Genomic DNA, 17796 nt, shown 5'->3' with positions numbered 1-17796 from the left:
TTGACATTTTCTGTGGGTGTGCTACTGTATCTACTTGTATGTTTTAGGTATACAAGTTGGGCCCGTAGCTCAGGTGGTTAGAGCGCATCCCTGATAAGGATGAGGTCGGAGGTTCAAGTCCTCCCGGGCCCACGGTTTTGGATGGTTTTCCATTCGATACCAATGGGGCTATGGCGCAGCTGGTAGCGCATCTGCTTTGCAAGCAGAGGGTCAGGAGTTCGAGTCTCCTTAGCTCCACAAATAGGGTTTCTAGCCAATTGCTAGAAGCCCTATTTTCATATTTGTCAGTTTATAATTGGGATATAAGCTCCTTCTTACCTATAACCCCATTTATTTGCACATTATTAAAAAGGCTTTACTTCACACATTGTATGAAATAAAGCCTTTTTACTGTATTTATTTTTACTATATTTATTTATTTGCGAATCACTTAATTATAGTTTTAAGCAATTCATTATGCTTCCTATATGGGATCAGTCGTTCTTTACAGTTTCAGCAAAGCGTGGCCACAATGTGGTGCCCCAGTTGCTGATAGTGCGCTGACGAACGAGCGGCAAATCAGAACGGTTATAAACGGTACGCCATGGTTCCCATACTAAACCGGTCTTCTCTTCCAACTTAATGCGGAGATTGCGCACATTGCCCTTGAACTGAATTGTTGTGTTGAAGTGTGCAGTGCGATACTTTCCGTTACCTTCCCAAGCGCGCGAACGTACGTAAGGCGTTCCATCGATATCAGTGCCATACTCATCCCAGTAGATGTAGTAGCGAGCTACATAAGCGCCACGGTGATCCAAAGTCAAGTAACCATCGCGGTAGGAAGAAACCTTAGTCTCAATGTAGTCACTATTGGTCTGCAAGGTAGCTACTTCATTATCCTTTACGAAAGAAGTAGTGTAAGCAATTGGCACAGCTGGGCTGGAGGTGCTCATATTTGCACCTTCCTGAATCAATGACTTCAAGGTATCAACGTTGCCGGTAACAACCTTAGCTGCACCGTCTGCGCTACCGCCAAGAATTACTGCAGTAACAGAAGTATTCTGCAAAATACGATGGAACTCAGTATTTGGCTTGATTTCCACACCCTTAATAGCAGCTTCTACAGCAGCCTGGAAGTCAGTGCTCTTGCTTGTGGTGTCGAACTTTACGTACATAGAACGACCATAGGAAACGTTAGACACATATACAGGCGGATGCTTGCTGTCTACACCACGCCTCTTCAAGTTATCGGCTGTGGTGCATGGAGCGAAGAAATCTGCTGGGCTGTCTGGAGCATCAACACTTACGGTGTAGTAAGTCTGCTTGAAGTTTACAACTTGTGTTTGCTTCTCGCCCTTGTGAACTGCATCAAAATCAATCTTCAGAGGTACACCAATTTTGGCAAAGTCAGCGCCAAACTTAGCCTTAAGCTGATTCATGCTTTGAGCACTCACAGAATCGTACTGCATACGTGCTGCCACCGTGTGGTTTGCAGCGTACTGAGTGTTCCACTTATCTACTAAACCGTTAACTGCAGATGTAACAGCGCTCTTAGTAGGGCGCTGTACAGTCACAGCACTTTCACCGCCATGGAAGCCTGGCAAATCAACACTCAAAGTAATTGGAGCACGATTTGCTGAAATCAGGCTTGGCATATTGTCCATCAAATTTTGATCAGCACGGAACAGTGCACCTGGATAAACGCGGTCATCGTTTGCGGAAGTAACCGACAAGTTTGACGTTGTGTTGGTGATGTTCTTCTTTTGATGTTCAACAACAACAAACTCTCCATTCTTGCTGAAGCTATCGTTGGAGAATTTATTGTCTACACTCTCGCCATGGCGAGCGAGAATATTTGTTTTATCGTATTGCAAATCCCACAAATAATTGTTCAGTGCATCTTTACTAGCAGCGCAAGATGCCTCCTGGGTTGCAGCTTCTTTAGCAGGAGCTGCAATCGCTGGAACTGCCAAGCATTGTGGAATAATAGTTGCGCCCGCGAGCAACAACATTGCTGCATTACGGTAGAACGGTTTGTTCTTCATATGTGTCCTTCGACTATAACTTAATTATTGATAGTGAAATGTTGTTAAACTAGTGCAACAGTGCTATGATGCTTCAATGCGTCTTTAAACAACGCTTCACTAAAAGTCAGTGTATCACTGTTATTATCCGCAGAATAGCAGTAATTAATTAAAATTTATATTACTTTTTAAACGATTCTATATAATGACGAAATATCAACGTTTTTGTTTATTTTTTTAAAATTTACCAACATTTGTCCGCGTGTCGCAAAATGCAATATGTGAATTATTTGTGTTCATCTCGCGTATATTTAAAACTTATTTTTGCGAAACTTTTTAAAAATGATAATAGAACAAAATAAAAGCGACTACGCATAGCGCAGTCGCCTGTTAATAAAGTATGAAAAATTACTTAGCCGTCTCAGCTGTATCTGTAACTTCTTCTTCCTCTTCCTTATCAACACCTAAGTCAATTGGAGAAGAGCTATTTTCCCACGGCTCCTCCCAAGGATCATAATCAGGATTGTGCTGCTTATAAACATAAAGGGCAGCAAGACCTGCGAGCAATGCTCCAAAGAGCAGTGCAAAGAACTTCCAACCGCCAGAGGACTTGTTCTCCATGATGGCTCCTTTCGGGCTAAGCTGACCCGCTTATCCACGTCGACAATTAAATTAAACGATGTTAATCGTATTTACCATCATAGTGAATTTTTTCTTTTATCGCATCTTTTTTAATCGGTGTTCCTATTCTTGTACATAAATTTTAGTACTAAATCCACTCTCGTAAACAATTCATTGTATTTGGTTGCCTCAATTGGCTAATGTGTATCTATGAGCAATTTAAACGTAAAAGCTATTTTTACTAATATTCGCAGAAACTGCAAATACGCTACAGCGCTTATAGTGTACGCTTGCGTAATAATATGGGCTGTAGAAATGGTTTTGAGAGTAATCTCACTAGAAGCATATTCATCTTTTATTGGAGAAACAGCCTTTATACCTTTTTATGCTTTGAAAACTCCGTGGACTTGGTTCACTTCTATGTTTGTTCACGCTCCTAATTTCACACACATTTTCTTTAACATGTTGTGCTTGTGGATGTTAGGTTCTGAGCTTGAAAGATTCTTTGGTAAATTAAAATTCTTTGGATTATACATACTTTCAGGCTTTGGTGGCAATGTTGCATCGGTAATTTGGTGCACTATAACAAACAATTGGGAGTCTGCTTCTTACGGTGCTTCTGGCGCAATTATGGGTCTTATTGGATCTTTAGCAATAGCGCAGTGGCGATTAGGCGAAGAGATGCGTGGAACTATAGTTTGGATTCTTCTAACTCTTGCTATGCCGCTTATTATTCCTAATATCGCTTGGCAGGCTCACGTTGGAGGTCTTGTAGTTGGTACACTTATGGGATTACTTCTTGCAGTACAAAATCCTCTGTTAAGAAAAGCTTCATTTAATACGCGATTTTTAGTGTATTTTGTTTCACTTTTTGTGATCCTTTCCGCATGTTCTATATTCTGCTTAACACTTCCAGTCAGTCAAATTACAAGCTTGTAGTTTTACACAAGTGTGGATAGAAAAGTGGATAACTTGGGCATAAGTTGGGTACAACTTGAGGATATCTAATAGAGTTATCCACATTGTTATGCACAAACGTTGATAACTTAGGATTTTTTAGCTTGTGGATAAGTGTACAGAAGTTATCCACACTCATCTAACTTCTGTACACTCACTAAATTAATTGCACTTTTACATATTCTGCTTAGACCTACAATAAAGAAAATTATGCAAAACTCTTCTAACGAAAAATCAGTTCTCACGCAGCCAAATTCAGTATTACTGCCTAATGAAGAAACAAGAAAATTCATATTAGAGCATATATCTTTATCTCCTACAGAAACCGCTCTTTTAGCTCACAATAAACCAAATGTTGACGCTGTTTTCGCATTAAATCAAATAGCAGGAAAACAAATAGCAAAGCAGAAACTACCGTTATGGGCGCAATGTGAAGAAGTAATATACCCAACACATCTATCTATGGAACAATGCTCTTCTCAAGCTACAGCAAAATATAAGGCGCAACTTGCAAAAAATTTACTATCAGAACTTGAAACAAACTCTGAAAAAATACTTGTAGATCTTACAGGAGGCTTTGGTGTTGACTGCACACTAATGTCGGAGGTTTTTGATTCCGCAATATGCATAGAGCAACAGAGTGAACTATCAAGCATTTCACAACATAATATGAACGCATTATGCCATTCACGCGTAAATTGCTATAACAACAATTGCATAGAAGCTTTAGAAGCAATTGAAAAAGCAACAATAATATATATTGATCCAGCACGTCGAAATGCGAACGGCGAGCGCACATATGCTATAGAAGACTGCACGCCGAACGTACTAAATTTAAAAAATAAGCTATTGAAAAAAGCAAAAATAGTTATTGTTAAGCTTTCACCAATGCTCGACTGGCATAAAGCTGTGCAAGATTTTAAGGGAAACGTATCTTCACTACACATAATTGCATCACATAACGAATGTAAAGAATTATTGCTGGTAGTGGATTCACAAATACATGAAGATTTAAAAGTGTACTGTGTAAACGATCAGCAGATTACTAAAATACGAGCATCATATGATAGTGAAACTCAGCAAGTAAAAGCAGAATCTATAGAATATTGCGAATCTAAAGAAGATACAGAAAATTCAATCTGCGATAAAAACTCATGGCAGAATTATGCAAAATATGTTTATGAACCAAATGCTGCACTTATGAAAATTGGATGTTTTTCGCTTATTGAAAAGCAGTATCACACACTGCAATTGCAAACCAATAGTCACGTATTCGTGTCTTATACTTATAACAAAAGATTTCCAGGAAAAATATGGAAAATCGAAAACGTGTGCAGTATGAACAAAAAAGAAATCAAAAAAGCATTAGAAAATCTTACTCACGCAAATATAGTAACTAGAAACTTCCCAATGTCTGCAGAAACTTTAAGAAAACGTTTACACATACAAAATGGCGGTAATACGCGACTGATTGCTACAACAGACAGCAATAATCAACACATTCTTATTCGAGCAGCAGAAACAGAAACAGAAAAATAGACAGCAAATAAAAATAGCTGCACGAATTGTGCAGCTATCATATAAGCGTTTGAGTAAATTTAAAAACTTACGCAAACTAAATTAACGCCACCACATGGTCATTACGAATCCTGCCATAACTATTACTAAAGCAATAACTAGATTCCAAGCACCAATGCCAGGAACCGGCAAATTAGGATTCAAATAATACACAACAGCCCACAGTAAGCCAATAATCATGAGTGCACAAAACAGAGGTACAAACCAGCTTGCGTTAGCTTTAGTGCCTTTGATGCTTTCCTCAACACGGCGAGTATTTTCTGCCTGGCGCTGCATCATACGCTGCATTTGTGGCGTTAGCGTAGCTTTATCAGCCGTAGCATTCAATACTGCTTCTACCTTATCCATTGGAACACCGTAGAATGTATCATCTGTTTTATTTTCTTCAGCATCATCTGTTGCTGCAGTAGTATTTAGCGGTTGCAATTCTTCGTCAGCCATAACGTTAACTCTCCAATCAATCGGCTACACGCTATAATAGTGGTTACACTCGAACGCAGAAAGAAAATGGGAAATTATGGCAAAACGTACAGGTAAGCACAGTAGCAAACACCCATCATTGGGTAGTTTTGCTGTTGCTATTGCAGTGTGCTTAACAGGCTTTCTGTTTGTAACTAATCTTCGAGTAAATCGCACAGCTTTCGTAACTTCTAATACTGGTCAAATGGTTGAGAGAAATTCTCAACGAACAAAAACTTTGCGAGAAGATATAAAATCTTTAGACTCTAAAATTACTCTTCTTAATAAAACTTTAGTAGACAGCGGTAGTGTAGCTAAAATTTCTTCAGATACAGGAAGCAGCACAGTACTTCCTAAATTAGAAGGACCAGGAATTACAGTTACTCTTAACGACTCACCTTTGTGGAAAAATGCGGTAAACGGAACTGGCAGTACAAGCAACATTAATGATTATGTTGTTCACCAACAAGATGTTGAAGCTGTGGTTAACGCATTGTGGAAGGGTGGAGCTGAAGCGATGATGATTCAGGATCAGCGTGTACTGTTTAATTCGGCAGTTATTTGCATAGGTAATGTACTAATGTTGCAAGGACATCAGTACTCACCACCATATAGAATATCTGCTATTGGCCCGGTGGATTCTATGGATGAAGCTCTAAATAATTCACCAGCTGTACAAACTTATAAAGATTATGTGAGTACATTTGGCTTAGGATGGAAGATTGAAAAAAAGAATAAGTTACGATTCCCTGAATCGTCTGCTTTACTTCAACCTCTGCGATACGCTACAGTTTCTCAAGGTTCTGCAGGTAACACCGCGTTTTAAGATGTTATTAACAAATAAAGGGGTACATAATGCGTTCTAGCCATTCAAACGAAGAAAGCACTAAAAAAAGCAAATCAAGCTTTTTGTGGCAAACTGTTGGTGTTATTGGCGAAATATTAATTGCCTCTGCTATTGTTTGCGTGCTTTATATCGTGTGGCAAATGTGGTGGACAGGTGCTCAAGCTGAGCATATACAGGTAGAAGCACGTCAAGCCACTTCGTGGACTAACCCTCAAGGCGGAGACAAAACCAAAATCGCTATTCCACAAACAGACGATCCTCCTGCTCTTAAAGATAAGAACAATATAGGCGATCTTATAGCTCGTTTATACATACCTCGATTCGGAAATCAGTGGGAACGTAACGTTGTAGAAGGTACTTCTAACGACATCCTTAACTTGCGTGGTTTAGGACATTATCATGAGTCAGCAATGCCTGGCGAAATTGGTAACTTTGCGGTAGCAGGCCACCGTGCAGGCTATGGTCAACCTTTAGGTGATGTTGACTTGCTGCAACCAGGAGATCCTATAATTGTTCGCACAAAAGACTACTGGTTCGTATACAAGTACACAACACACAAGATTGTTACACCAGATCACGGTGAAGTTGTTGCTCCAAATCCTGAACATCCTGATGAGAAACCAACTAAGAGAATGCTTACCCTTACAACTTGTGAGCCAAAGTATTCTGTTCCAACTCATCGTTGGATCAGCTATGGTGAATTCGTTTACTGGGCTAAGATTAAGGATGGTATTCCTAAAGAGCTTTCTACTTTGGACGAAAACGGACACGTTAGGTTTATAAACAACGAACAGCAATCTCTTATTTCTAGGCTTGACTCATTAGTTCCAGTCATGCTTGTTGTAATTGCTATCTACATTGTTATTTTTGCTGCAGGTGCTGTCGCTTGGAAATGGCCAGAGCTTCGTCTCATTCGCACAGGCCGCAAAGCTAAGCCAGATGCGAGTATTTTCGGAAGTATTTTGAGATATCAGCCAGGAATTAAACCTATTCGTTGGGTTTTATCATTGCTGATTTACTTTTTTATTACACTTGTACTGCTTCAGTGGATTTTCCCTTTTGCAGCCGCAACCGTACCGTTCCTGCATCAAATGTCTAACTATACGCTTGCGTAGCTTACAAGGCGCATAACAAGGCTTATAGGGGCGCTTAAATAAATAAAGGCAATTGCGATTACGCAGTTGCCTTTATTTTTTGCTTGCTTTATAACTTTAAATAAAGTATTACGACGCAGAACAGTAAGAATAATATTATTATTCTAAAATCCTTGCTTATTATGTTGCTAATACTGATGCTATTGGCATGCTTAAGGCATTTTACTAACAGACTATTTACTAACAGGCTTCTAAATAAATTAGGCGAAAAACTTTCGCTTTCCGCCTAATCTTATTCTCATTAAAACAGTTGAACTGCTTATTATTTAGAACTTTACTACTGCTTTGATGTAGAATCAGAATCTAAATCATCAGATGTTCCAGCACTACTACCAGTACTGCTACCACTACTACCGCTAGTACTACTGCTTCCAGTCGCTGCTGCTGGTTTAGTTACAAGGGTAATAGCAGTGCCCTTGCTCACACTAGTTCCAGCTTCTTCTGACATAGAAATTACAATATCGTCATCATTAGCGATGGCAGCTGTCGTAACTCTTAATCCTTTGGCTTCAAGAGTTTGTCGAGCTTGCTTAAGTGTTACAGTACCCAAAGCAATACGAGGAATTTCTACTTTTGGAGAACCTTTAGACACATAAACCGTTATAGAACTATGTGCTTTCACGGAACTTCCAGAAGCTGGATCTAAACGTATTACTGAATCTTCTGGAACATCATCAGACTCTTCAGTTACAGTATTCGTGTTGAATCCCATATTCTGTAGCTGACTAATTACACTATCTTTATTTTGTCCGATCAGATTATCAGGAATCTTAATAATTCCAGAAGAAACGTACAGTGTAATTGAAGTACCTTTATCTGCAAACGAGTCAGAATCAGGATCAGTACGAGTTACGTGATCTTTTTTCACTTCCGCACTATCTTCAACGCGTACGCTTGCTATCTTAAAACCAGCTTTTTCAAGAATTCTTCTCGCGTCGTCTTGAGATTTACCAGTAACATCTGGAACTCTAGAAGACTGCGGTCCTACTGAGAACCAAAGTTTAACCTTTGAACCTACTTCTACTCGTTCTCCACCATTCGGGTACTGTTTAGTTAAAGCACCTTCAGGTTTAGAAGATTGATTATCATCCAATATTTCTGGAATCAATCCAAGAGCATGCAATTTTTCACTAGCAGCATCCTTAGTAGTTGTGCTACTGAACGTTGGTACAGTAACCTCTCCATTCATGCGAGCACGGCTTAGCATAAACATTATGCCAGCTAATACGAGTATTGCTGAAAGTACACCAACAATTGAACCTATAACAACACGTTTACGCCTACGAGCCTGCATTGTTGCACGCTGTGCCGCACGAGTACTTACACCAGTGTTATAAGAATCAAACTGACCTGTTATAGGATTAAAGCTCTGAGTTGCAGACACATCTTTTATGCCATTTAAAGCCATAGTAGCAGCAGTCTGTTCAGCCTGCTTCCTTGCATTCATATTAGAAAGATCATTCAGAGGATTAAAAGCCTCTGCGGTAGGTACATTCCCACTCATGAATGCCAAAATATCGTTTTTGAATTCAGCTGCAGTAGCATAACGATTTTGACGATCTTTCGCCATAGCTTTAGCACAAATCTTATCCCACATAACTGGCAGACCAGGTACCAAAGTACTTAATGGTGTAGCTACTTCAGAAACATGCTGATATGCAATAGCTACAGCAGAATCACCAGTAAATGGAGGACGTCCTGTAAGCATTTCATACAACACACAACCGGCAGAATATAAGTCGGAACGCATGTCTACTTGCTCTCCGCGAGCCTGCTCAGGAGACAAGTACTGTGCTGTTCCAACAACGCCTTGTGACTGTGTCATAGTTGTTGCAGAATCATCAAGAGCTCTAGCAATGCCGAAGTCCATCACTTTCACCATGCCCTGTTCGGAAATCATAATATTTCCAGGCTTAATATCACGGTGAATAATGCCCATGCGGTGAGAATACTCTAAAGCATTCAACACGCCAATCATAACTTGTTCAGCATCGCGTTGGTTTAAAGCACCATTCATTTTAAGAATGTCGCGTAAAGTTTTACCTTGTACATACTCCATAACTAAGTATGGAAGTCTCTCTTGCGTGCCATTGTCTACAACAACTGTTTCTTCTCCAGAATCGTAAATGTTTACGATATTTGGATTATTCATTTGTGCAATGGCGTGTGCTTCCCTGCGGAATCTGGAAAGGAAGATTTCATCATTAGCTAAATCAGAACGCATGATTTTTACAGCAACAGTACGACCTAAGCGCCTATCTGTGGCAACACGTACTTCTGCCATGCCTCCACGTCCAATAAGCTCTCCTAATTCGTATCGACCATTCGCTAACGAAGTGGGCATTGTGGTATTCATTGCTGCTCCTTGCGATTATTGGTATTAAAAATGCTAATAATATCAACTTGATTTTGAGGTATGCTTCTTACACGTCTAAGTGATCTAGATCCAGGAAGAGAAAGAACTGAAGTTTTATCATTAAACAACGTCTGCTGATCCAACAATCTTCTTTCAATTCGAGCCAAAATTTTTGAAACCACTAAAGCATCTTTAGGGCGATCTTCAGGATTTTTAGCGAGCATAGACATAACAAACTGTCTAAGCTGAAGATCTATATTTTCCGGAAGTGGAGGAACTGGATCATTTACATGAGCTGCTGCAATATCAACAGGTGTTGCTCCAGTAAATGGCCTATGTCCGCACAAACCCTCGTAGGCTACTACTCCGAGAGAATAAATATCTGACTGTGCTGTAGCCTGCTCACCTTGAGCTTGTTCTGGGGAAATATATTGCGCTGTACCAACTACCATTCCATCTTGAGTAATCTGTTCCTGATCGCTAGAATATGAAACACCAAAATCAGTTATTTTCACATTTCCTGTTTCAGAAACCATAATATTAGCTGGTTTCACATCACGATGAATAACACCATGTGAGTGTGCTACAAACAGTCCTCTGGCTGTTTGAATAAGAATCGGTAGAAGACGAGTAGGTTCTACAGCACCTTCTTTTCTGTATAAATCAGCTAAAGACTTGCTCGGAACATATTCCATTATTAGGAAACCTATTCCGTCATGCTCATAATAGTCGAAAAGTGCAGCAATATTTGGATGAGCCAAATTTGCTGAATTATGAGCTTCAGCACGTAAACGTCTTAATTTTGCTTCAACATTACTCGTATCTGTTCGTAAAGCTTTTACTGCTACTATTCGCCCAAGCTGTATATCAAAACCCTTCCAAACTTCTCCCATACCGCCTTGAGCTAGACGTTGATCGAGACGATAACGGTGATGAACTAACTGCCCTTCAACAAGTTTCATTTCGTAAGCGCCTCCTTCATTATTTGTTTCATAATAGGTCCAGCAGAATAGCTTCCATAAGTATTAGCATTGTGCACTATAACAGCTATAGCTATTTTAGGATCTTCCGCGGGAGCAAAACCAATTACCCAACCATTTACTTTTTTGCTTCTAGCACCGAGTTGTGCAGTACCTGTTTTTACGGCAACACGAATATTACCTAGCGCAAGATTAGGGTTTTCTTTTGTTACTACAGCTTGCATCATTCCGGTAAGTTTTTCTGCAGTATCACTGCTCATAACTTGTCCCATAACAGTCGGCGAAGTCTGTGAAAGTGCAGATAAATCGCTTGCTCTAACGCAATCAACAAGCGTAGGTTTCATAAGGACACCCTTATTAGCTATTGCTGAAGCGATCATTGCACCCTGAAGAGGAGTAATTTTTGAATCCCCTTGTCCAACAGATTCCAATGCTAATCTATCTGGTGTAGGTTTTATAGAGAATTTAGACGTTACCGGCCTCATAGGAAGACTATTAGAATCAGAACCGTCTAATGTAAATGATCCAAAGAAACCAAATTTCTTTGCTTGCTTAACAATCGCATCCGACCCTAAAGAAACACCAAGTTGAGCAAATGCAGTGTTAGATGAATACGCTAACGCATCTTCGAAAGATATTTGACCATCAACACCGTTTGCTAGATGATTAGAATTTATAAGAGGCGTTTTAGTGCCAGGTAAAGTGTAGCTAGCTCCTGCAGGTATTTTTGTATCCGGCTGATATTTTCCAGATTCAAGAGCTGCAGCTGCAACTACTGTTTTAAATACTGATCCAGGAGCATACAACTCAGATATGCTACGATTTAGCATAGGATTTGAAGCATCTGAAGTTAAACGCGCATAAGCTTTATTAACATTACCAATATTATGTAACGCTAATTCGCTAGGGTCATAACTTGGCGTACTAACCATAGCTAGAATACGTCCAGTTTTAGGTTCTATTGCAACTACTGCACCATCTTTACCTTTCATAAGATTGTATGCAAGAGTTTGCAATTTTGAATCAATAGATGTTTCGATAGAAGCACCTTTGTCTTCAGCACCCGTAAATAGAGATTTAATTCGTTTCAAGAAAAGAGCATCCGATTGTCCACTTAAAAGATCATTTCTTGATGCTTCAATTCCTCTATCTGCTCTCTGACTTATAGAGAAATAACCTGTAATAGGAGAATATATTTCACCTTGCGCATACATTCTTTGATATACGAAAGCATCTTTTGAAGGTTCAGATTTTGCTATAACTGTACCGTCGGAAGTTAATATAGCACCTCTAGGAGCGCCAAATTCGTGATATAAAGCACGACGATTACGAGGATCAGCATTCAACTTACTTGCATGTATAGAAGTAATATAAGTTGTTGATAATCCGAGTATTAAAAATAGAAAAACTACTGCTGTAAAAAGTTGACGTAAACATTTATTCATTTTGCTCACCTCCTTGCACTACTGGCATAGTGCTTGTTGAAGGCGATTCTTCCTCAAACAAATTTTCATTCTCGTTAGGATACGAGTTTACGTTATTATTTACTGCAAAATTCTCGTAAGAAGATTGTTCAAAAGGAATTTGTTCTTCACTCTTACGTGATTCTTTATCACTTTCTCTTTCTTTAAGCTCACGTTCACGAAGTGCCGCCAAAGCTTCATATTGGAAAGTATCAGACATGACATTAACTTCAGGCTTATTAGCAGAATTAGATATAACTATAAGAATTGCTACAAGAATATAATTTGCTACAAGAGAAGAACCTCCAGCAGCCATATAGGGCATAGTTAAGCCAGTTAGTGGAATTACAAGCGTAATACCTCCAACAACTGTAAATACTTGGAATGCCATAGTAAAAACTAAACCAGAAGCAAGAAGTTTACCAAAACCATCTTTAATTTTCATTGCTGTAATCATTCCAGAAGAAATAATTATCAAATAAAGCATAAGTACGGCAAGTAAACCAGATAAACCGAGCTCTTCACCAATTGATGCATAAATAAAATCAGAATTAGCCAACGGAGTTAGAGCAGGATGACCTTGTCCTAAACCTGTTCCAGTTGATCCACCTGCAGCTAATCCAAATAAACCTGATACAATCTGAGCGGAACCGCCTGGGAAGCGGTTATATACTACTGGATCAAACGGGTGAAGCCAAGAATCAACACGATACTGTACGTGAGCAAAAAGTTTTACTGCAGCTAAACATCCAATTACGAAAGCTACGCAACCAATTGCAAGCCATCCTTTTCTGCCTGTTGAAACATACAACATTGACACGAACATTGCAAAGAACATTAATGAAGTTCCTAAATCATGCTGAACAACCAAAACTGCCATAGAAGCTGCCCACACGATTGCAATAGGGCCCATGTCTTTGACTCTAGGCATATGCAAGCCTAATATCTTTTTGCCACCTACAGCTAATCTGTCTCGATGATTAAACAAATATGCTGCAAAGAAGAATGCTAAGAATAATTTTGCAAACTCTCCAGGCTGAATAGTGTGGCTTCCAAAACCAATCCAAATTCTAGCTCCACCAATTTCTTTTCCTAATCCTGGAGTCATTGGAGAAAGTAAAAGTATAAGACCAATAATCATACTTATATATGAGAATCGTCTTAATACTCTATAATCGTTGAAAACTGCCACAAATATGATTGTCAGAACAAGAGCTGCACAAACCCATATCAGCTGTTTCATAGCTACATTAGTATTGTTTTGCCTGTCTATGCGAGCAATCATCACAGTGCCAATAGCAGTTAGTAACACCATGCACGGGAGAATAGCTTGACTGCAATACGGCTGCTTTATAAGTAACACTCCCCACAATATTACGAACAGTAGCGTTACGAGAGATAGCATACCAATGTAATTTGTAGATATGTATCCGTCTATTCGGAAGAACATTTGAACAAATGCTATTGCACTAATAACAAGCGAAAGAAGAAGTAGCGTAGCTTGACGTATTCGCATTATTACCATACTCATGAAGCGTTACCTCCTTGAGTAGAGTTATTCTGCTGATCACTCTGTTGCTGATTATTCTGCTGCTGATTATTCTGCTGATCAGTATTAGTAGAGTTACTATTCGTACTATTTGCAGTGTTATTAGTATCAGAAGAATTCTTCTTCTGCTCTTCCTTACGTTTCTCAATCTCACGCTCACGCATTTCTTTGCGAATAAGCTTAATATGACCGCGAGCTTCTTTAAGATTTCCGAAAGTAATACCATCTTTAAGCTGATCTTGCCAAGATTTGTCTAGATTTTTAACACAAATATTTGTTTCTTCAATCTTGTGAGAAAGTTCAAAACCAAAAATGTTAGTAGGAACACCCTGATAAATAACTACATGGCTACTATCTTTACCAATGTAATACTGAGTTTGTGTCCACAAATATACACCGTAACCACCTAAAGCTGCTAATACTAAGAACATTAGTACAGCCAAAGTTATACCAATTCTTGTCCAACGTAAACGAATACGTTTAGCTTTATGAGCCTCATCTTGCTCATGTTTTACAGCGCGAGCAACATCCGGGTCTCTAGGATCAGTTGAAATTCTGCCATTTTTCTTAGTAACAATAGGTATTTCGTTAGTATCAGTATTATGAAATTCTCCTTCTTCTTCTCTAATATGCGATGGTTGTACTATTCGAGATAAAGAAGTTTTATTTTCATCATCTGATTTTTCTGACTCATTGTTTTGAGCTAAAGCTGCAGCACGCTGTGCAGGAGAATTTTTACCTTCTCTAAGTTCTGGAGTGGAAGCTACTGCTTTATTAACAATATCTGCTATTGCTTCTAAATCTTTTCCTGCAGCACCGCCTACTAATGGCGTTTGGTGAGGAAGATCAAAAGCATCTGCGTCTAACGCTAAAGTGGCATCCGCTATTACTGCAGTAACATTATCTGTACTTCCGGCTTTCAAAGCCATTGAAACTAGCTTTTGCGCGCACTCTTCTTGATTAGAAATAGTACTCAAAGTTTCTTGAATTGTTGAATCTTCTAGTACTCCACATAAACCATCTGAACATAAAAGCCAACGATCTGAAGGATGAGCAGCACGCAAAGCTACATCTGGACGAGGATCAATATCAAAATCACCAAGAACTCTCATAACAACATTACGCTGAGGATGATTGCGCGCTTCTTCTGGAGTAATATGACCTGTATCAATTAAATGCTGCACATAACTGTGATCTGATGTCATGCGCATAAGATGATTATCTCTAAGAAGATACGCTCTAGAATCACCTAAATGAGCTAAAACCCAGTAACCGTGTACTAAAGTAACAGCAGTAACTGTAGTTCCCATTCCTGCAAGTTTGCGTTCTCTTTTTGCTTTTCCAACTATTGCATCGTGAGCTGCCATAATTGAAGTTTCAAGCATAGAAGACACAATTTTTACATCATTAGGGCGAGAATCTTGCTCAATATGAGCTAATGAGCGTATTGCAATAGTAGAAGCTGTATCGCCGCCTGCATGGCCACCCATTCCATCACATATTGCGGCAAGATGTTCTCCAGCAAATGCAGAATCTTGATTATTACTTCTTACAGTACCAACATCACTCACTGCTGTTGCATACATAAAAAGCGTTGTATCAGCAATAAAATCTTTATTATTAACTAAATTAACATCATTGTTGTTTGAATCGTTTGGTGTCATATTATCACCTCAATTCAAACATTGTTGCGCCTATACGAACTGAAGTACGAGGCTCTAATACTACTGGTTCAGTTACACGAGAGTGTCCTATCATAGTTCCATTTGTGCTTCCTAAATCTTCAAGAATCCAGGATTGCACAGTTTGGTTGAAATACACTCTTGCATGATGCGAAGAAACAAACTCATCGTTTAGAACAACAGTATTTGAAGGAGCACGGCCTAAAGTAACACCTGCAGCATCCAACGGGAATGATGATCCAGCTAAAGGACCATCAATAATAACCAATAATGTAGGTCTCTCTACTGTATTAGAAGTACGCTGTTGAACCATTGGCTGAGGTGGCACAGGAGGATGTGCGATAACTGGTTGCGCTGGCATAGGCTGACGATTAGGAACAGCTTTAGATGAGTGACGATTTTTCTTCTTCCAAGAAAAAGATTTCTTTGGACTGAAAATTTCGATATCTCTGCGCAAAGATCGAACGGCACACCATACGAAAACCCAAAGTAGAATTAAAAATCCATACTTTAGTATCGCAAAAGTTAATTCAGTAAATATCATGGGTGCTTCGTCTCCTTGTGAGAAGTTTCAGTTACTCCTGCTCTTGAGAAGAAGCCCAGTAAAGAATACGAGTACGACCAATAGTAATCGTATTGCCATCAAGAAGTGTTGCTGCAGGTACTTGATGACCTTCTACGTATGTGCCATTCGTAGATCCAAGATCACGAGCTATAACGCCATCAGGAGTTATATCAATACCAAGGTGACGCCTAGAAATACCAGGATCATCAATAACAATATCGCAGCCAGAACCGCGTCCTAAAATAGTGCGATCTTTAGTCAATAAGTACTGATTTCCATTAATTTCCAACATTGGATGACTTTGAGACTGATCGTCAGTTGTAACAGGAACCGCATTACCTTGAACAGACTCAGAAGTTAAGTGGAAATTACCTTTTGTAAGCTCTAAATCTTCCTCAAAAATAACAACTACAGGACCTACAAAAGCATAATGCTGACTTTTTGCGTACTGAGTTAAATTATCAGCTAGCTCATTAGCTAACGCTTCACTACCCCACTGCTCAATACGATCGAAATCAGGAGTACTCAACTTAAAACGGTATTCGTTAGGAGCAACAGTATGATCTCTACCAATCGGCATAGCTTCAGCATCAATTTCTCTTTCCAACGCGCTGGAAAGATCAACTGGCTGCAAATCTTTGGAGCCGAATTTTGCGAAGACGCCGTTCATTGCACCTTCCACGCTCTTCTCAAATCGGTCAAACACGCTCATGATAAACCCTTTCTATCTGTTCATCATAGTACTCGTCACCGCGTACGGTATTCAACTCATGTAAGTTTCTTATTTTACTACAGTTACAATATTGCATTAATAGTTTATCAAAACTATTCATTTTTCTGTGATTTTACGTGATTTGAGTGTACTCTTGAGTGTACTCTTAAAAGTATGACGAATAATACTCAAAATAGCGGCGATGCACGTTTTTCACTACTCAGAAATATGACAACTTCAATAACGCTTATTCTTGCAGTATGCGTTCCATGTATTGGTAAGAGTTTACTTGTTTCTCCTGAAGAACGTTCTTACGAAACAACTATAGTTTCTTGGTTTCATAAGAATTCGCCATCATTTTTAGCAGGTTTTTCTAATATTCTTGCAACTGTTTTTTCTACAAAAGGTTGCATAGTATTAATAATTTTGTTAGCAATTCTCTCTTATATTCTTATTAGAGACTGGCATGTACTTTTAATACAGCTTCTTATTTCTCTGCTACCTATGGTTTATATTTTTGCAGTTAAGTTTGCTGTTCATCGCCCTAGACCATATATAGGATTGTCTTTGAAATTACCTCCTGATCCTAGTTTCCCAAGTGGTCACACTTCTGCAGCAGTTGCAGTATGCACAATGCTTATGCTAATTATTTATGTTGTTAAGCCTAAACTTACGCAAATTATGCTTATTTTGTGCGGTGTTGTTGTTATCATCGTGGCAATTTCTAGACTTATTGTTGCAGCTCACTTCCCTACTGACGTTTTAGCAGCAGCAATTATTTATCCTCTTCTTTCTGCAACTTTACTGAAAGTATTCCAAAATCACGGTTTATACATATCTAATGAAAACTAACAGATTGCGAAATCTCAT

The 17796-nt window shown here is 39.1% G+C and carries 15 protein-coding genes and 2 tRNA genes; 7 read left to right on the top strand and 10 right to left on the bottom strand.

What is annotated here, in order from left to right; all coding sequences use genetic code 11:
• Nucleotides 1-58: 58 nt before the first annotated feature.
• Together ACPFYS_RS03915 and ACPFYS_RS03910 are read left to right on the top strand one after the other, a co-directional pair.
• A tRNA-Ile gene (locus tag ACPFYS_RS03915) sits at nucleotides 59-132 on the top strand.
• Nucleotides 133-164: 32 nt separating this feature from the next.
• Nucleotides 165-237 (top strand) — tRNA-Ala (locus ACPFYS_RS03910).
• Nucleotides 238-473: 236 nt separating this feature from the next.
• Here the strand turns inward: ACPFYS_RS03910 and ACPFYS_RS03905 are convergent.
• Both ACPFYS_RS03905 and ACPFYS_RS03900 read right to left on the bottom strand, forming a co-directional pair.
• Entirely contained in the window at nucleotides 474-2024 is a 1551-nt protein-coding gene (locus ACPFYS_RS03905) for a thiol-activated cytolysin family protein (RefSeq protein ID WP_427876041.1), read from the bottom strand.
• Nucleotides 2025-2411: 387 nt separating this feature from the next.
• Entirely contained in the window at nucleotides 2412-2624 is a 213-nt protein-coding gene (locus ACPFYS_RS03900; protein WP_427876040.1) for a hypothetical protein, read from the bottom strand.
• A gap of 210 nt (nucleotides 2625-2834) precedes the next feature.
• Here ACPFYS_RS03900 and ACPFYS_RS03895 point away from each other — a divergent pair, with 210 nt between their 5' ends.
• Nucleotides 2835-3563 (top strand): rhomboid family intramembrane serine protease, encoded by a 729-nt coding sequence (locus ACPFYS_RS03895; protein WP_427876039.1) that lies wholly within the window; start codon nucleotides 2835-2837, stop codon nucleotides 3561-3563.
• A gap of 228 nt (nucleotides 3564-3791) precedes the next feature.
• Nucleotides 3792-5120, top strand: a complete 1329-nt coding sequence (locus ACPFYS_RS03890; RefSeq protein WP_427876038.1) for a THUMP-like domain-containing protein — start codon at nucleotides 3792-3794, stop codon at nucleotides 5118-5120.
• Nucleotides 5121-5201: 81 nt separating this feature from the next.
• Here the strand turns inward: ACPFYS_RS03890 and crgA are convergent, their stop codons facing one another.
• Complete coding sequence (gene crgA, locus ACPFYS_RS03885; RefSeq protein WP_427876037.1) at nucleotides 5202-5600, bottom strand: cell division protein CrgA; 399 nt, start codon at nucleotides 5598-5600, stop codon at nucleotides 5202-5204.
• 76 nt (nucleotides 5601-5676) lie between these two features.
• Between crgA and ACPFYS_RS03880 the strand changes: the two genes are divergently transcribed.
• Nucleotides 5677-6444 carry a DUF881 domain-containing protein gene (locus ACPFYS_RS03880; RefSeq protein WP_427876035.1) on the top strand — a complete coding sequence of 256 codons (768 nt, stop codon included), beginning with the start codon at nucleotides 5677-5679 and terminating at the stop codon, nucleotides 6442-6444.
• A gap of 26 nt (nucleotides 6445-6470) precedes the next feature.
• Complete coding sequence (locus ACPFYS_RS03875; RefSeq protein ID WP_427877650.1) at nucleotides 6471-7580, top strand: class E sortase; 1110 nt, start codon at nucleotides 6471-6473, stop codon at nucleotides 7578-7580.
• 316 nt (nucleotides 7581-7896) lie between these two features.
• On the opposite strand, the gene pknB is transcribed toward ACPFYS_RS03875, so the two are convergent.
• From pknB to ACPFYS_RS03840, 7 genes are read right to left on the bottom strand one after another with little or no spacing between them, the layout of a single operon-like run.
• Nucleotides 7897-9975 carry a Stk1 family PASTA domain-containing Ser/Thr kinase gene (gene pknB / locus ACPFYS_RS03870; protein ID WP_427876033.1) on the bottom strand — a complete coding sequence of 693 codons (2079 nt, stop codon included), beginning with the start codon at nucleotides 9973-9975 and terminating at the stop codon, nucleotides 7897-7899.
• A complete protein-coding gene (locus ACPFYS_RS03865; RefSeq protein ID WP_427876031.1) occupies nucleotides 9972-10937 on the bottom strand; it encodes a serine/threonine-protein kinase in 966 nt (321 codons plus the stop codon). The genes pknB and ACPFYS_RS03865 overlap by 4 nt, the downstream gene beginning before the upstream one ends.
• Nucleotides 10934-12400, bottom strand: coding sequence for a peptidoglycan D,D-transpeptidase FtsI family protein (locus ACPFYS_RS03860; protein ID WP_427876029.1), 1467 nt, complete (start codon nucleotides 12398-12400; stop codon nucleotides 10934-10936). Before ACPFYS_RS03860 ends, ACPFYS_RS03865 begins: the two co-directional genes overlap by 4 nt.
• On the bottom strand, nucleotides 12393-13949 hold the full coding sequence (locus ACPFYS_RS03855; protein WP_427876027.1) for an FtsW/RodA/SpoVE family cell cycle protein: 1557 nt from the start codon (nucleotides 13947-13949) through the stop codon (nucleotides 12393-12395). Before ACPFYS_RS03855 ends, ACPFYS_RS03860 begins: the two co-directional genes overlap by 8 nt.
• Complete coding sequence (locus ACPFYS_RS03850; RefSeq protein ID WP_427876025.1) at nucleotides 13946-15631, bottom strand: PP2C family protein-serine/threonine phosphatase; 1686 nt, start codon at nucleotides 15629-15631, stop codon at nucleotides 13946-13948. Before ACPFYS_RS03850 ends, ACPFYS_RS03855 begins: the two co-directional genes overlap by 4 nt.
• A 4-nt stretch (nucleotides 15632-15635) precedes the next feature.
• Nucleotides 15636-16193 carry an FHA domain-containing protein FhaB/FipA gene (locus ACPFYS_RS03845; RefSeq protein WP_427876023.1) on the bottom strand — a complete coding sequence of 186 codons (558 nt, stop codon included), beginning with the start codon at nucleotides 16191-16193 and terminating at the stop codon, nucleotides 15636-15638.
• Between the two features lie 31 nt (nucleotides 16194-16224).
• Nucleotides 16225-16926 (bottom strand): FhaA domain-containing protein, encoded by a 702-nt coding sequence (locus tag ACPFYS_RS03840; RefSeq protein WP_427876021.1) that lies wholly within the window; start codon nucleotides 16924-16926, stop codon nucleotides 16225-16227.
• A 174-nt stretch (nucleotides 16927-17100) separates the two neighbouring features.
• Here ACPFYS_RS03840 and ACPFYS_RS03835 point away from each other — a divergent pair, with 174 nt between their 5' ends.
• The gene (locus tag ACPFYS_RS03835) at nucleotides 17101-17778 is read left to right on the top strand and encodes a phosphatase PAP2 family protein (protein ID WP_427876019.1); all 678 of its coding nucleotides are present in this window, start codon (nucleotides 17101-17103) and stop codon (nucleotides 17776-17778) included.
• Nucleotides 17779-17796: the final 18 nt, after the last annotated feature.

The sequence above is a fragment of the Gardnerella sp. 2492 genome (assembly GCF_050320365.1).
Classification (GTDB): domain Bacteria; phylum Actinomycetota; class Actinomycetes; order Actinomycetales; family Bifidobacteriaceae; genus Bifidobacterium.
Note: the sequence above shows the minus strand (reverse complement) of the source record. Positions and strands in the feature narration are given on the sequence as shown.

What these genes read in the sequence shown, in the direction of transcription:
- ACPFYS_RS03905 (WP_427876041.1), bottom strand. Translation starts at nt 2,024, where the DNA reads ATGAAGAACAAACCGTTCTACCGTAATGCAGCAATGTTGTTGCTCGCG.
- ACPFYS_RS03900 (WP_427876040.1), bottom strand. Translation starts at nt 2,624, where the DNA reads ATGGAGAACAAGTCCTCTGGCGGTTGGAAGTTCTTTGCACTGCTCTTT.
- ACPFYS_RS03895 (WP_427876039.1), top strand. Translation starts at nt 2,835, where the DNA reads ATGAGCAATTTAAACGTAAAAGCTATTTTTACTAATATTCGCAGAAAC.
- ACPFYS_RS03890 (WP_427876038.1), top strand. Translation starts at nt 3,792, where the DNA reads ATGCAAAACTCTTCTAACGAAAAATCAGTTCTCACGCAGCCAAATTCA.
- crgA (WP_427876037.1), bottom strand. Translation starts at nt 5,600, where the DNA reads ATGGCTGACGAAGAATTGCAACCGCTAAATACTACTGCAGCAACAGAT.
- ACPFYS_RS03880 (WP_427876035.1), top strand. Translation starts at nt 5,677, where the DNA reads ATGGCAAAACGTACAGGTAAGCACAGTAGCAAACACCCATCATTGGGT.
- pknB (WP_427876033.1), bottom strand. Translation starts at nt 9,975, where the DNA reads ATGAATACCACAATGCCCACTTCGTTAGCGAATGGTCGATACGAATTA.
- ACPFYS_RS03865 (WP_427876031.1), bottom strand. Translation starts at nt 10,937, where the DNA reads ATGAAACTTGTTGAAGGGCAGTTAGTTCATCACCGTTATCGTCTCGAT.
- ACPFYS_RS03860 (WP_427876029.1), bottom strand. Translation starts at nt 12,400, where the DNA reads ATGAATAAATGTTTACGTCAACTTTTTACAGCAGTAGTTTTTCTATTT.
- ACPFYS_RS03855 (WP_427876027.1), bottom strand. Translation starts at nt 13,949, where the DNA reads ATGAGTATGGTAATAATGCGAATACGTCAAGCTACGCTACTTCTTCTT.
- ACPFYS_RS03850 (WP_427876025.1), bottom strand. Translation starts at nt 15,631, where the DNA reads ATGACACCAAACGATTCAAACAACAATGATGTTAATTTAGTTAATAAT.
- ACPFYS_RS03845 (WP_427876023.1), bottom strand. Translation starts at nt 16,193, where the DNA reads ATGATATTTACTGAATTAACTTTTGCGATACTAAAGTATGGATTTTTA.
- ACPFYS_RS03840 (WP_427876021.1), bottom strand. Translation starts at nt 16,926, where the DNA reads ATGAGCGTGTTTGACCGATTTGAGAAGAGCGTGGAAGGTGCAATGAAC.
- ACPFYS_RS03835 (WP_427876019.1), top strand. Translation starts at nt 17,101, where the DNA reads ATGACGAATAATACTCAAAATAGCGGCGATGCACGTTTTTCACTACTC.